9 protein-coding genes, 1 tRNA gene and 1 riboswitch are annotated in these 13,964 nt (G+C 60.6%); of the genes, 5 read left to right on the top strand and 5 right to left on the bottom strand.

Translation table 11 applies throughout. The annotated features are described in order from the left end of the window. Positions 1 to 42: 42 nt before the first annotated feature. The 4 genes from QEZ49_RS12585 to QEZ49_RS12600 form a co-directional block, all read right to left on the bottom strand. On the bottom strand, positions 43 to 1,305 hold the full coding sequence (locus QEZ49_RS12585; RefSeq protein WP_280387386.1) for an MFS transporter: 1,263 nt from the start codon (positions 1,303 to 1,305) through the stop codon (positions 43 to 45). 605 nt (positions 1,306 to 1,910) lie between these two features. Next, complete coding sequence (locus QEZ49_RS12590) at positions 1,911 to 3,947, bottom strand: TonB-dependent receptor (protein WP_280387388.1); 2,037 nt, start codon at positions 3,945 to 3,947, stop codon at positions 1,911 to 1,913. A gap of 241 nt (positions 3,948 to 4,188) precedes the next feature. Further along, a riboswitch (cobalamin riboswitch) is annotated at positions 4,189 to 4,406 on the bottom strand. A gap of 293 nt (positions 4,407 to 4,699) precedes the next feature. After that, positions 4,700 to 4,776 (bottom strand) — tRNA-His (locus QEZ49_RS12595). Between the two features lie 223 nt (positions 4,777 to 4,999). Next, positions 5,000 to 5,371 (bottom strand): phasin family protein, encoded by a 372-nt coding sequence (locus tag QEZ49_RS12600; RefSeq protein WP_068462219.1) that lies wholly within the window; start codon positions 5,369 to 5,371, stop codon positions 5,000 to 5,002. Between the two features lie 257 nt (positions 5,372 to 5,628). Between QEZ49_RS12600 and QEZ49_RS12605 the strand changes: the two genes are divergently transcribed. The 4 genes from QEZ49_RS12605 to QEZ49_RS12620 all read left to right on the top strand — a co-directional run bounded on the left by QEZ49_RS12605 (position 5,629) and on the right by QEZ49_RS12620 (position 10,522). Continuing rightward, positions 5,629 to 6,897 (top strand): HAMP domain-containing sensor histidine kinase, encoded by a 1,269-nt coding sequence (locus tag QEZ49_RS12605; protein WP_280387390.1) that lies wholly within the window; start codon positions 5,629 to 5,631, stop codon positions 6,895 to 6,897. A 146-nt stretch (positions 6,898 to 7,043) separates the two neighbouring features. Next, the gene (locus QEZ49_RS12610) at positions 7,044 to 8,087 is read left to right on the top strand and encodes a Fe(3+) ABC transporter substrate-binding protein (protein WP_280387392.1); all 1,044 of its coding nucleotides are present in this window, start codon (positions 7,044 to 7,046) and stop codon (positions 8,085 to 8,087) included. After that, a complete protein-coding gene (locus QEZ49_RS12615; RefSeq protein WP_068462213.1) occupies positions 8,087 to 8,602 on the top strand; it encodes a hypothetical protein in 516 nt (171 codons plus the stop codon). Before QEZ49_RS12610 ends, QEZ49_RS12615 begins: the two co-directional genes overlap by 1 nt. Before the next feature lie 165 nt (positions 8,603 to 8,767). Further along, the gene (locus QEZ49_RS12620; RefSeq protein WP_280387395.1) at positions 8,768 to 10,522 is read left to right on the top strand and encodes an iron ABC transporter permease; all 1,755 of its coding nucleotides are present in this window, start codon (positions 8,768 to 8,770) and stop codon (positions 10,520 to 10,522) included. A gap of 57 nt (positions 10,523 to 10,579) precedes the next feature. On the opposite strand, the gene QEZ49_RS12625 is transcribed toward QEZ49_RS12620, so the two are convergent. Beyond that, on the bottom strand, positions 10,580 to 11,629 hold the full coding sequence (locus QEZ49_RS12625; protein WP_280387397.1) for a succinylglutamate desuccinylase/aspartoacylase family protein: 1,050 nt from the start codon (positions 11,627 to 11,629) through the stop codon (positions 10,580 to 10,582). A gap of 418 nt (positions 11,630 to 12,047) precedes the next feature. On the opposite strand from QEZ49_RS12625, the gene QEZ49_RS12630 reads away from it, so the two are divergent. Continuing rightward, a complete protein-coding gene (locus QEZ49_RS12630) occupies positions 12,048 to 13,931 on the top strand; it encodes an AsmA-like C-terminal region-containing protein (RefSeq protein WP_280387399.1) in 1,884 nt (627 codons plus the stop codon). Positions 13,932 to 13,964 lie beyond the last annotated feature (33 nt).

Genomic DNA, 13,964 nt, shown 5'->3' on the forward strand with positions numbered 1-13,964 from the left:
CAAGAGCACCAAGCTGACGATTTACAAACATGCCTGTCCGGTTCACTTCCGGGCAGGCATTTCCGTCCGGGCGGTGTCGAGATGCGCATTGCGCAGCGCAGGAAACCATCTGCCCCATATGCCGGTCAGCGCAATCGACCCTACGCCACCGAATATCGCCGCGCCGACTGGCCCCAGGAAACGCGCCGCAACGCCGCTTTCAAACTCGCCCAACTCATTTGAGGCGCTGATGAACAGACTTGAAACTGCGGTGACGCGCCCGCGCATCGGATCCGGCGTCACAATCTGAATAAGCGTTTGACGCACGAACACCGAAACCGCATCGGCCGCGCCCAGAATTGCCAGCGCCACCATCGACAGCCACAGCCAGGACGACAGCGCGAACACGATCGTCGCCGCGCCATAAACCGCAACGGCGACCAACATCCAGAAGCCAGCGTTGCGCTGGACCGGTCGCGTGCTCAGCGTCAGCGCCATCAATCCGCCACCGATCGCCGGGGCTGAACGCAACATGCCGAAACCATCCGCGCCGATATGCAGAACATCACGTGCGAACACCGGCAGCAGCGCGGTGACTCCGCCCAGCAGCACCGCGAACAGGTCCAGCGAAATGGCACCGAACACAATCTTGTTCGACCACACGTACGAAATGCCTTCGAGTATCAGCTTGAGGCGCTTGCCACCCTGATGATCCGGCTTTGTGTTGCCCCGGATGCATGTGATGGCAACCGTGGCGCAGGCATACAGCGTGGCAGCGGTGGCATAGGACAGCGGCACCGAGATTGCAGACAGTACACCGCCAAGCCATGGGCCAAGCACCATTCCCATCTGCATGCCCAGCGTGTTCCAGCCGATCGCACGTGGCAGGATCTCGCGCGGCACCAGCATGGGCCCTAGCGATGCGCCGGCCGGCATGGTGAAGGCGCGCGCCACCCCGAACAGCGCAGCGACCGCGAAGATTGCGATCAGGCTTGGCTCGGATGATGTCGCGATGAATGCCAGGCTGGCCGAGCAGAACACCTGCAGAAGACAGCACGCGATGAGGATCTTGCGGCGATCATACCGGTCTGCTGTTTCTCCCGCGAGCAGCACAAACGCGAACATCGGTACGAATTGTACCAGCCCGATCATGCCGACGAGAAATGATGAGTAGGCGACCGTATGTTCGAGGCGCGCGATGGAATAAACCTGCCACCCCAGCGTGACGCTTTGCGTCAGCATGGCCACGGACGACAGGAAGCGGCCTAACAACAGCAGCGCAAAATTCGGATACCGCAGCAGCGGATTTTCTGTGAGTGCACGCATGGGCGTTCGACGCGGACCTCCGCGCCGCGCGGCCGGAACGGTCGGCGGGCTGCGTTCCTATATTCCAGCCTGCTGCTGCGGTCGATACCGCAGTTCGACGCTGGCTTAACAGAGCGTGACGGGAGAGGCGGCGCGGAGCAGGCTTATGCCTAGTCTCCAAGGCGACGATGATGGGAACGGCGGAGCGGGTGCACTAAAGAAGCCGGCGCATCCTGCATGACGCAGGACTGTTCACCATAGCTTCGGCCGTAGGATGAGCTTGGCATGCTCCTGCGGCACGAGATCGCTTGAAGCGCAACAAGAGCCAACTGCACGCGGAGACCCTGCCGCGGCACAGGTCAAACGTACTTCTACCCTGAAACGGCAGCGGCGGATCGCGTCCTGTCGTCGGCGCATGCAGTGGCATGCATCAACAGAACCACACGCGCCGCCAATCAGGCAGGCCCAAAAGCGTTGGAGCGCGCCACCCAAATCTGGGCAACGCGCTCCGGGGGTTTCGAGGGCGGGATCCTCGAAGTGGGTAGGGGTAGCGGATCGCTTGGCGATCTATCGCAAGGCGATACCAGCGCCACTAACGTCGCAGCGCCGGCTGAACGACGCGCAGATCAGTTGGCTGGCATCGCCATCTGGATACCACCGAAAACGGTCAGGCCGGCGGTGCCGTAGTTGGCGATAGTTTGATACTTCTCGTCGAGCAGGTTCTCGCCGCGCACGTAGGCCTTCCAGCCGGGCGTGAACTCGTACGAAGCCTTCGCACTAAGCAGAAAATAATCGTCGAGATTCACTGTCGCGCTCTGGAACGTGTTAGCGACGTACTGACCAACGACATTTAGCTCGACCTTATCGATCGGCTTCACATCCAGACCGAGCACGAGGCTGTGCTTGGGCACGAATGGCAGGCGCGCACCTGATGGAATTTCCGTATCGGTGTATGTGTAGCCCGCTGAGACCGCCAGATAATCGGTTACCTGCGCTGCTGCACTCAACTCGACGCCACGACGGTTGGTAATGCCCGGAACGTTGACCATGCACGGCACAGCGGCAGTGCAGCCCGTCCAATCATAAATGATCGCGTTCTCGGTATCGATCTCGAAGTACGTTGCGCTCAGCAGGTAACGCCCCCGCTGGAAGCCCTGATCGATTCCGACATCCCAGCTCTTGCTTTCTTCAGGCGTCAGCGCAGTGTTGCCGTAATAAGGTATCCCTGGATACAGGCCGAACATTTCATCCAACGCCGGAGCGCGGAAGCCGGTGGCGAGAGAGCCGCGGAACTTGGTTTCGGTGCCCGGAAGCTGATAGGCGCCGGTGAGACGGTAAGTGTTAAAGCGCCCGAATTCGCTGTGCTCATCAACGCGACCGCCACCGGTCAGCAGTAGGCCGTCAATCGGCTCCATCATCAACTGAGCATAGACACCGGCAATGTCGGCCGACGGGCTGTAGGTGATGTTGCTGTTGCTGATGCTGGTGCGCTCCCAATCTGCGCCAGCGAGAAACGCCAGCCGCTCGTTGATTGAAAGCACGCCCTTGTATTCACCTTTGATGCGGTCGCCGTCGTAGAACGAGTCTGTTCCACCTTCATAAAGATCTCGCGTGACGGTCATGCCCTGAATGGCGAAGGTGTTGACGAACGCTCCACCCAACAGTGACACTTCCATTCCAGCGCGACCGGCATGCTGCGCGAAATCGCCGTAGTTGTCTGCGTCCTGCAGCGGGAAGCCACCATCATAATGGTACCGGGCATCGGTGGTGCGGCCGGCAAAGAACAGCGAGACAGCATCGGAAACGCGGTATGTTCCACGGCCCGAGAGCGTAAGGTTGCGATAGCCATCGTCTTCCGTGCCGCGCGCATACGCCGAGAAGCCGTCGGTGTTCACGCCCTGCACCGAAAGCGCAATATTACTGCCGTCAGTAGTGGCGTATCCGGCGGTGTAATTGCCGTTATAGGTGTTGTAAGTGCCGTATTCCGCACTGCCGCTCTGGAAGAAGCCAGGCTTCGTCGCTGCCTTGGTCTGTATGCTGATAACGCCGCCGATGGCATCCCCGCCGTAAAGCGTGCTCTGCGAGCCCTTCAGCACCTCGATCCGCGAAACGTCTCCGACCATCAGATGCTCGAAGTGTGTGACCGTAGTCGTACCGGAAGGATCGCTGACGTCGATGCCGTCTACCAGCATCTTCACGTACTTCATCGAAACACCGCGCACGCTGATACGGGTCATCGTGCCGGGCGGGCCATTCTGGCTGAAGTTCACACCCGTCACCTGCTGGAGGTAATCCTTCAGGTAGATTTTGGACTGGGCGTTGAGATCCTTCTCCGTCAACACCACCACGGACGAGCCGACCTTGGCGGCGTCGGTCGGCGTGTTGTTTGCGGTATGCGATACCGTAGCATCGGTCGTGCCCGCGCTCGAACCGCTCGCCTGCGCCACCGGAACCTGCGGCTCAGCATTCGGCCGCTTCTTGACGACCTTCTTTTTCTGAGAGGTTTCGACCTCAAGCGGCGGCAGCTCGCTAGCCGCAAAGTCATCCGCCGACTGAGCGTTTGCCCCAGTCGCTCCAGCGACGGCGACGACAGAAACCGTAAGCGCGAGCAACCGCGCATGAATAGACTGGGCGGAATGCCGCCGTGACCAACGCAAATACATAATAGCCCCCGTTACGCAGAACTGAGCCTCGGGGAGCTCAACATCACACACGCAAACTACGACGCACTGAAACAACAGCCTCCTGCAGCCGCAGCACAAGCTGCGGCCCACTGCGGCCGGAACCGTCTCAATTCATCAGTGTCGGATGATGACACCGTAGCTAGACATGCTGACGTGGGCCCCTTCGGTTACACATCAGTCGCCACTACGGTTGACCGTTCCACCAAGCGTCCCGCATGGAGGATGGGCGACTTGTGGCGGCAGGTCTCCTGGCTCACGGCTCAGACATTCTTTCCGGCCTTCCCACTGGCTCAACGCGAGCCGGCAGTGGCATTTGCGAAAAGAACTAACCGCTTACAGTTGCGGGAGCAGCCACGGCATCGGACGAGCCTCACCGTGTTCCCTTTTCATCGCCGCACACAAGGCGCGTACAGCGAAACCGTCACCTCTTTAGAGCGCCTCAACGTCGCCACAAAGTCAACGCGAAAGCCCATGTCGCGGCTTGCGCGACTCTGGAGTGTTACTGAAGAGCAACGCGAATCACGCAAGAGTAGGTTGCCGCCAGACGATCATCTCGTCCAACCGGAAGCGCGGCAAAGCATTCGGATGCCGCCGGAACCTTCAACAAAACCAAAGCTGAAAAGGGGATATCGCGCGCGAACCACCAGACTGACAGCCGCATCGCGACTGTGGGGGCAAACGCCAAAGCGCTATTCAGCGCGAAACAATCTGAAGGGAGGTCATTGTGTTGATGGTACCACCTCCCGGGCTCGAACCGGGGACCTCTAGATCCACAATCTAGCGCTCTAACCAACTGAGCTAAGGCGGCACACATTTAACATCAGGGACTTACGTCAGCACGAGCCTGAAAGTCAATCCATCGAGACTGCCCATCGGGGCCGCAATGTGACCCTAGCAGGCTGAGCACTTTGACGTAAGGAGGCCGTGCAATACAGCGACCGGCGCCCGGAAGCAAGATCCGCGATGAAATTGCATCGAAACGGCGCAGACGAAGGGCCTCTCGCCCCGCCCGGCACCAATCTGGTGCTGCCTCAGCGACCTTGCGCTTTTTGCGCCGCTTCACTGACCAGCCGGCCAAGAACATGGGCCTGATGGGCGAAGGTCTGCATCTGCTTTTGCGCGTAACGCTGTTGAATTTCCATGTATTCCTTAAGATCGCGGGCCCGCGACAGATCCGTGGCGAAGGAAAAACTGGCCTGGATATTCTGCTCGGCAAATTTCGCAATCTGAGACTGCATTTCTGCCGCACTGGAAGTCACGGCGCCCTGCGATGTCGCCAGTGTGTCCTGAACCTTGCGCGCCATATCAATGAATTGGTTATAGGCAGTGCGGGCCTGCTCGACGTTGCGCTCGGCAAGCTCTCGAACCGCCTCAGGAAACTCAAATTGCGGCTTGTCGGACATTGGGGGCTTCTCCCTGGCCGGTATGGTTATAGGGCCGGACACATGATCCCGGCCAAACACGAATATAGCGCGTTCTTTTATTGCATGATCGCGAAATGCGTGTGGGATACGCGTCGGTGTAGCTGCATGCAGATGGACGCAAGCGGCGCGGCGCGCTAACAGATTTGAAGCATTTGGTATTTTCGATGTCCACAGATGGCGAGCACGCTCTGAGACCTAACCTAGCAGCAGACCCGGCCAGAGCACTGGCAGGCCGATTGGATCCGGCATGGATCATCGACCCTGCACGCGGCCGCGTTCTTGCCGCCAACGCCGCTGGCGCCGCTCGCCTTGGCCTGCGTCCCGACGCAGCTTCCGGAACACTCGACGCCGCCATGCCCGGACTTGTGCGCCTGCGCGCCATGATCCGCGAAACACTCGATGGTGGCCGCCGTGAACCGCTCGTGTTCTGGACCGCCTATGGCGCGGAAAGCCTGCTGTGCGACGTCGCAGCCTTACCTGAAAACCTCGACACATCAACGCCGCCAGAACTCGTGCTGGTGAGCATCGCCACCTCGGGCAGCTCAAACAAGACGGCGACACCGGCCCGAAAGCAAGAAGCCCTCGGCGCGGATGGAGATGAAGACGGCGAAGCGGCCCTCACCGCGCCTCTGAGCCCCCTGCCCTCAGCCTCAGCCCCAAACCCGGACGATGCCGCAACGCTATCGAAAATCGCCAACGCGATCCGGAATGGCTTTGCAGGGGCACGATCGGAGCCCCTGCCGGCCGACGCAGATGATGAAAATGCGGCCAGTGCATCCGCTGCCGAGATCGAACGCAAGGCGCGGGTTTCAAAACTCGCCCACGAGCTGCGCACCCCCTTGAGCGCCATAGCTGCGGCCGCCGAAATCATGCGCGATGAGCGCTTCGGCGCGCTGGAGAACGAGCGCTACCGCGATTACAGCTCGGACATCCACGACAACGCCCGCCACGCCCTGGCGCTGATAAGCCGTCTGCTGGGAGGCGATATCGCCGATCAGTCGTCCGCCGCGCCGGAAATGACGGAGATCGATCTCAACGCAATGGCCAACAGCTCGGTTTCTGCTGTTCGCCCGCTGGCTGAAGAAGCCGGGCTGAAGCTGTCGGTCGAGTTCCACAATCAGCTTCCGCTGGTGCGGGGCGATGCTACCGCGATCAAGCAGGTGCTTTTCAACCTGCTGTCGAATGCGATCAAGTTTACACCGCGCGACGGCGACGTCCGCGTCGTCACCGGCCTCGGCTTCAACCGCTCCATCTTTATTGCCGTGCAGGACACCGGCTCCGGGATGACATCGGAGCAGATCGAAGCCGTATTGAAAGCCAGCGTGCCTCAGGAGCCCAAGCCCAGCACCACAGGCGGGCTCGGCATCGGATTGCCGCTGGCACGCAGTCTCGCCGAAGCCAACGGCGCCAGGCTCGAAATCGACAGTGCAACCGGCGAAGGCACGGCAGTCGCTCTGGTTTTTCCACGCGACCGCATCGTGCCGCCCGCCACTACTTCGAATTAGACGATTTCTAATCTATTGGCATTTCAAGCACTTTTGTTGACGGCACACTTCGCGCCACGTTAGGGATGATCGCTTAGCGGGCATCGCCACTCGCCCGTCGTATCCACCGATACCGGGGCCTTGAACCCCGCTTATTGGAGTTTCTCATGCGGTCCACCAAGGCTTTCCTGCGTCACGCTGTGTGCGCCACAGCCGTCGCCGTTTCGAGCTTCGCATTTGCCGCCACCGGCCATGCCGATGGCGAGGTCAATATCTATTCCTTCCGCGAGCCCGGTCTCATCAAACCGCTGCTCGACCAGTTCACCAAGGAAACCGGCATCAAGGTCAATGCCGTTTTCACGCCGAAAGGCCTTATCGAGCGCATTCAGGCCGAGGGCAAAAACAGCCCCGCCGATCTTATCCTAAGTAATGACTCCGGCCTGCTCGTTCAGGCTGTTGAGGCAGGCGTTACGCAGCCGGTCAACTCCGAGATTCTGAACAAGTCCATCCCCGCCGCATGGCGCGACGACCAGAACCAGTGGTTCGGTCTGACGCGGCGCGCGCGCGTTGTTTACGCGTCCAAGGATCGCGTGAAGCAGGACAAGTTCACCTATGAGGAACTGGCTGATCCGAAATGGCGCGGCAAGGTCTGCATCCGCTCCGGCCAGCACACATATAATATCGCCCTCATCGCTTCGATGATCGCTCATCACGGCGAAGCAGAAGCCGAGAAGTGGCTGCGTGGCCTCAAGGACAATCTTGGCCGCAAGCCCGCCGGTGGTGATCGCGAAGCCGTACGCGATGTGAAAGCCGGGCTGTGCGATATCGCGATCGGCAACACCTATTACATGCGCGCGATGATGAACAAGCCGGAGACCCGCGAGTGGGCCGAGGCAGTGCGCATTGTGTTTCCAAATGCCGACGACCGTGGAACCCATGTCAACGTCTCGGGCGTTGCTATGGCAGCGCACGCTCCCAACAAGGACAATGCGCAGAAGCTGATGGAATTTTTCGTTTCGCCGGAAGCCCAGAAGATCTATGCCGAAGCCAACGGAGAATATCCGGTGGTGGAAGGCATTCCGGCTTCGGAGCTCGTGCAGAGCTGGGGGCCCTTGAAGGCCGATCCGCTGCCGCTCTCCGATATCGCGAAGCTGCGCAAGAAAGCATCTGAACTTGTCGACCGCGTACAGTTCGATCAGGGGACCAACTGATGTCTGAGATCGATACCTTCAAGCTGGGCCGGGATACTGCCATCCCCGCCGCAGCCATGTTTCCCGCCGCCGAGCGCCTTGTCGGCGTCGGCTTCCGCTGTTGGCTGCAGGGCTTTCAGACCAGCGACATCGGCTGCTGGGAAGTTGCCTGGCACGAGTTCTCCAAAGCCGTGGGACCTCGCGCTGCAAAGCCGCTGATGACGGAGCTGGCATGCTGGGTGCGCGCCGTGCAGGACACTGCCGAGCGCCGCATCGAGGTCTTCCCCGCGCAATGCGCCCGTTTCTGCCGCGACGAGTGTCTGGCTATTTCGATGGTTGCTGCCTGCCAGCACAGCACCTGCCCGGCCTTCAAGGCCTGCGCGATTGCCTTGCTGGGCAGCGACGACGTCGAGGAAGCCATCGAAGGCGCCGACAGCTTCGCACGCTGCCTGCGCGATGCCGGCCAGCTGCTATCTCCGGGCACAGCCTTCATGGGCGCTGGCCTCGTAGTGCCGAGCCCGCGCAGCCTCTGCTGATGGCCGCCAACGACCAGTGACGATATAAAAAGCCGGAGCCGGTTCGATCACCTCGAAACTCGCTCCGGCTTTTTCTTTGCTCCGCGTTTTTCCTTTAATGAGATCGATGCAGCTGCTTCCGACCGGCCCCGGACAAATCACGCAATCCGGCCTATGGTGCTGGCAATGAGCGCGCACAATTCTCAGCCAACAGATCCGGCAATTTCGGTGCAGCGCCTGTCGCCGCTTAGCGGTGCGATGGGCGCGTGGCTTTCGGCCGTGCGAAACAGGCGTGGTACCCGCACCGCTGCGCCAGCGTGGACGCTCATCACCGCGCTCATTCTGGCCCTGATCAGCCTGCCCATCGTCACCATCATCGTGCTGGCGCTGACACCCACCGAGAACATCTGGCCGCATCTGGTTTCAACGGTGCTGCCACACTCGCTGATGAGCACGGCAGTACTTGCCGGAGGCGTGGCCACCGCATGCTTGATCGCCGGAACAGGCGCTGCATGGCTGATAACGATGTACCGCTTTCCCGGCCGCGAGATGCTGGACCGACTGCTGGTGCTGCCACTCGCCGTGCCCACCTACATCGCGGCCTACTGTTACGCTGAGCTGCTCGATTATGCCGGTCCGGTGCAGACATACCTGCGCACGACATTTGGCTTCGCCACCGTGCACGATTACTGGTTTCCGCAAATCCGCTCGCTTGGCGGTGGCGTGCTGGTGATGGCGTCGGTGCTGTATCCCTATGTCTATCTCACCGCGCGCTCCAGCTTTGCGCAGCAATCGGTATGCGTGCTCGAAGTTGCCCGCACACTCGGGCGCTCACCAATCGCCACGTTCTTTTCCGTCGCCCTGCCGATTGCCCGACCTGCCATCGCTGCGGGCGTTGCACTCGTCATCATGGAATGCCTAAACGACCTCGGCGCGGTGCAGTATCTTGGCATCGACTCGCTGTCCGCCACCATCTACGCAACATGGCTGCACCGCTCCAACATTGGCGGCGCGGCGCAGCTTGCCACCGTGATGCTGATGCTGGTCGTGATGCTGTTCGCCATCGAACGCGCCAGCCGTCGCGGCGCACGCAGCCACAACACCACCGGCCGTTACCGCGCCATTCCGTTCCACGAACTCACCGGAGCCAAAGGCTGGTGCGCGGCGCTGTTCACCGCAATTCCGTTCGTGCTGGGCTTCGTCGTGCCGGTGGCGGTGATCGCGCCCGACGCCATCAAACACACCTCAGAAGCCATTTCGAGCGGGTTTCTGGACGCTGCTCTCAACAGCCTGTTTTTATCCGCGATGGCTGCTGCGATTGCTGTCATCGTTGCACTGACTCTGGCTTACGCCACGCGTATCGTCGGCAGCGGTTTCGTGCGTACAGCCGGACGCGTCGCAGCGCTCGGTTATGCCATTCCCGGTACGGTGCTAGCTATTGGACTGCTGATACCGCTGGCGGCGTTCGATAACCGTGTCGATGATTTCATGCGCGCGACGTTCGGCGTCTCAACCGGCCTGCTGCTGTCGGGCTCGCTGTTCGCGCTGACGCTGGCCTATGTCATTCGCTTTCTGGCGGTCGGACTCGCCCCGATCGATGCCGGGCTGGGACGCATCTCCACCAACCTCGATGCGGCGGCGCGCACGCTGGGCCAGAACTCGTTCTCCGTGCTCTGGCGCATCCACCTGCCGCTGCTCATTCCGCCCATTGGCGCCGCTGCGTTGCTGGTGTTCGTCGACGGCATGAAAGAACTGCCCGCAACGCTGCTGCTGCGGCCGTTCAATTTCGAAACGCTGGCGACGCACGTCTATAATCTTGCTTCGCTGGAGCAATTGGAGCTGGCTTCGGTCGGCTCACTCACGATCGTGCTTGTGGGGCTCATTCCGGTGCTGTTGCTGCATGAGGCGATTGCTGGCGGTCGCGCTGGCTCAAGCCGTTGAGGCGCTATCGGCTGCAGTGAAGCCGCGCGAAGATTGCAGCCGCAGGACGATCGTAAATCAGTCCTGCAGATCTTCATCTTCAATCCAGATCGGCTCGGCCAAACGCTCCGGCGAGGCACGCTCTCCAACATCCTCTGACCAACCTATGTTCATCAGCGCATCGCCCATGTTGACGATGGGCAACGTGGTTCGGCCAATGATGATGCCACGATGGGATGAGCGCACTTCAACCGCAGCATCTTCGTAGGGATTTGCAACGTGGCCCACGAGTTCACCCAGACTAACCCCGTCACCGATGCGCTTTGTGGTGCGGAAAACACCACCCTCCGGCGCGCGTAGCCAGCTCGATGTATTGATGTGCACCGGCACATGCCGCGCTGTAGACGCGCATGCTTCAGCCTCATCGGACGCATGCAGCATTTCCATCTGCTGCATCACGCCGGTGATCCCTTCGACCCCTGCGCGGATAGCGAACTCATCAAAGCGCAAGCCCTCGCCACCCTCATAGGTCAGCACGTCGACGCCAACAGCGCGTGCGGCTTCACGCAGCGATCCGGGACGCTCCGGACTTTCCACCATCACTTCGGCACCGAACGCGTGCGCAAGCTCCAACACCCGTGGACGCTTGCGAAACACGCAGCGGATCTGGGGCAGGTTGACGCGATGGCTGGATGCCGTGTGCAGATCAATGCCCACCTGCGAACGCTTGACAATTTCGGTGAGAAACAGATGCGCCAGCCGTGCGGCTAACGAGCCGTTCGCAGAGCCAGGAAACGAGCGATTGAGATCACGCCGATCCGGCAGATAGCGCGACCGGCTGATAAACCCGAACACGTTCACCACCGGCACGCAAAGCAGCGTTCCGTTGATGCTGCGCGGATCAAGCGTGCGTAAAAGCCGACGAATGATCTCAACACCGTTGAGCTCATCGCCGTGTATGGCAGCCGATACAAATACCGTGGGGCCAGGCTGCGCGCCGTGCAGAACCTGCACCGGCAATGTGACAGGCGCATGATTAGAAAGCTTCGAAAGCGGCAGATCCACGAGCCGCCGCTCACCCGGCAGAACAGCCACGCCGCCCATAACAAATGGCTGCCTCACCGGCATGCTCCCGTTCAATCAATTGCGCAAAATTCAGGCGCAAGGTGCACGAGCGAACATCCGCACGCAACCATGCGGAGCCAAGTGCCAGCTACGATGCAACAGCAAAACCAAGTGTTTTATAACTCATCCACATTCTTCACGCACAAGGTTGAAAAGCGTGGGAAGCGAGGCGGCACTGCTCGCCTTAGCAGCATTGCGGGTATAGAAAGACGCCTCTGGAATTAAGCAAATAGCGGTGCCGGTCGCACTATATCGTCCATGGCGTCTTGCACGCCTCAGGTCGCTTCTTTAAGACTGTTGGCACCCGCTTAGGTATCGAGGTTCACAGCCCAAAGCTGGAGCCTTCGTCGTATTTTCCCTTGTTCACGGTGGTTGACGCGTGCTGAGGCGGCAAAAGTACATGGAGCGCCCGACGCAAAGGATGCGAGGCTATACGCGGATCATCGCGCTGTTCTCGCTCCTCATCGTACTGATTGCTGCTCCACTGATCGCCATTGATCGCTACCATCGCATCACGCTGCAGAGCGGAGCCGTTTTGGCCGCGTCGCCGAATACCTACAGCCTGAGCGCGCCTGTGCGCCTTCTGTCGGCGCCGGTTATCGATGTCGCTGAAGGCACGTTGTCCATTCCGCCTACGCGCACCGGACTTGCACGCGGCGGTCAGGTCATTGCGATGCTGCTAACCGGCAGCGGCCCGCAGCTCACGCTGGAATACGCGACGTTCACTGTCGATTTCGTTCCGCGCAGCCCGACCCTTCAGCAGCATCACACAACAGACAATGCAGGAGACGTCGTCGCGCCACTTGTGCAGGCGCTGCAGGGCATGCAGTTTGACGGGCTGGTCGTACGCAAGAGCGTCATCCAGATCCGGATGGAAAACAGCCCGCAGATCGACCTCAAGGATTTCACCGCTATCGTATCGCGCGATGCCAACGGCACCATCCATGCCAAGGGCAGCTTCGACCTGCGTGGCGAACGGTTAGAGTTTGATACCACCTTGGGTGCAGCGCTTGACGCGCAGGGCATTTCAAGGCCGCTGCGCGCAGCCATCAATTCCGCACCGATCACCGCGTCGGTGGAAGGCAATCTGCTCCTGGGCGAAAACCCCAGATTGACCGCCCCGCAAACTGCCGTGCAGGTTACCAACCTGCGTGCGCTGACAAGCTGGCTCGGCATCGAATGGAATGAAGGCAACGGCTTTGGTCCGTTCCGCGCCAAAGGCCAGATGGAATGGTCCGGCCGCAACATTGCGTTTCAAAATGCCAGCATCGACCTCGACGGCAACAGCGCCGTAGGTACGCTCGGCCTCAACTTCACAACAGCGCAACCGCTTGTTGAAGGCACGTTGGGTTTCAAGACGCTCGACCTCAATCCTTATTTCAAGGACATCAAGCCATTCACCAGCGATGAAAGCCTGCTGGAGGCACTGCGCAGCGCCGACAATCTGGATTTCCCGCACATCCCGGATGTCGACGCCGATTTGCGCATCTCAGCCGACAGCCTTGCACAGTCTCTGGCATCGCTGACCATCGGGCGCAGCGCCGTAACGCTTTCGGTGCGTGACAGCAAAGTCCTCGCTGACATCGCCGAGCTGGAATTCGCCGACGGCACACGCGCCAGCGGACAGGTGCGGATCGACCTTGAAGGAGCTAATCCGCGATACGCGGTGCAGGCAAAGTTCGACACCGTCGATCTCGGGCGCCCGCTGCTGGCGATCTTTGGACACCCCTCAATTCAAGGGCGTGGCATTCTCGATGCTGACATCACGACCAGCGGCAACACCGGCGAAGCGTTGCTGCACTCGCTGGATGGCAAGTTCAACGTCGTGCTGATCGAAGGTGGTCGCGTTGGTATTGACGTCAACAGGCTGACCGCCACCACGGCTGATAACCCGCTGCCGGACGACGCCTGGAAGGAAATCTACGCACGTGCGATCGCGGTCGACAGGCTCGATGCACGCTTCACCGTTTCCGGCGGCGTAATTCGCACGCAATCGGCCAATGCGGTTTCCGGCCCGAGGGCGCTGAACACCGAAGGCGCAATCGATGTTCTGAACGGCACCGTCGCTCTCAAATTCGCCGTCAGTGATGCACCCGTGCAAGATGCATCGCAGGCCACCGCCGTTACAGGATCGGTGGAAACGCGCGCGCCTGCGCCAACCAACATCGTGACGGTGAAAGGCCCCTGGTCCACGCCGGTGGTGGAAGCACATGTCACGCCCGCTTCGCCATCGCCCGCACAGCCGCAGGGCTCAGGCGAGAGCGATACAAAAGCACCGGCAACGCAAGCGATCCCGCCCGGCTAACATTCGGCCCATGCGTTACAGCGGTACTTGCAG

Source organism: Hyphomicrobium sp. D-2 (assembly GCF_029872155.1).
GTDB lineage: Bacteria > Pseudomonadota > Alphaproteobacteria > Rhizobiales > Hyphomicrobiaceae > Hyphomicrobium_A.

Coding starts and splice junctions, on each gene's coding strand:
- QEZ49_RS12585 (WP_280387386.1), bottom strand. CDS start 1,305: ATGCGTGCACTCACAGAAAATCCGCTGCTGCGGTATCCGAATTTTGCG.
- QEZ49_RS12590 (WP_280387388.1), bottom strand. CDS start 3,947: ATGTATTTGCGTTGGTCACGGCGGCATTCCGCCCAGTCTATTCATGCG.
- QEZ49_RS12600 (WP_068462219.1), bottom strand. CDS start 5,371: ATGTCCGACAAGCCGCAATTTGAGTTTCCTGAGGCGGTTCGAGAGCTT.
- QEZ49_RS12610 (WP_280387392.1), top strand. CDS start 7,044: ATGCGGTCCACCAAGGCTTTCCTGCGTCACGCTGTGTGCGCCACAGCC.
- QEZ49_RS12615 (WP_068462213.1), top strand. CDS start 8,087: ATGTCTGAGATCGATACCTTCAAGCTGGGCCGGGATACTGCCATCCCC.
- QEZ49_RS12620 (WP_280387395.1), top strand. CDS start 8,768: ATGAGCGCGCACAATTCTCAGCCAACAGATCCGGCAATTTCGGTGCAG.
- QEZ49_RS12625 (WP_280387397.1), bottom strand. CDS start 11,629: ATGCCGGTGAGGCAGCCATTTGTTATGGGCGGCGTGGCTGTTCTGCCG.
- QEZ49_RS12630 (WP_280387399.1), top strand. CDS start 12,048: ATGCGAGGCTATACGCGGATCATCGCGCTGTTCTCGCTCCTCATCGTA.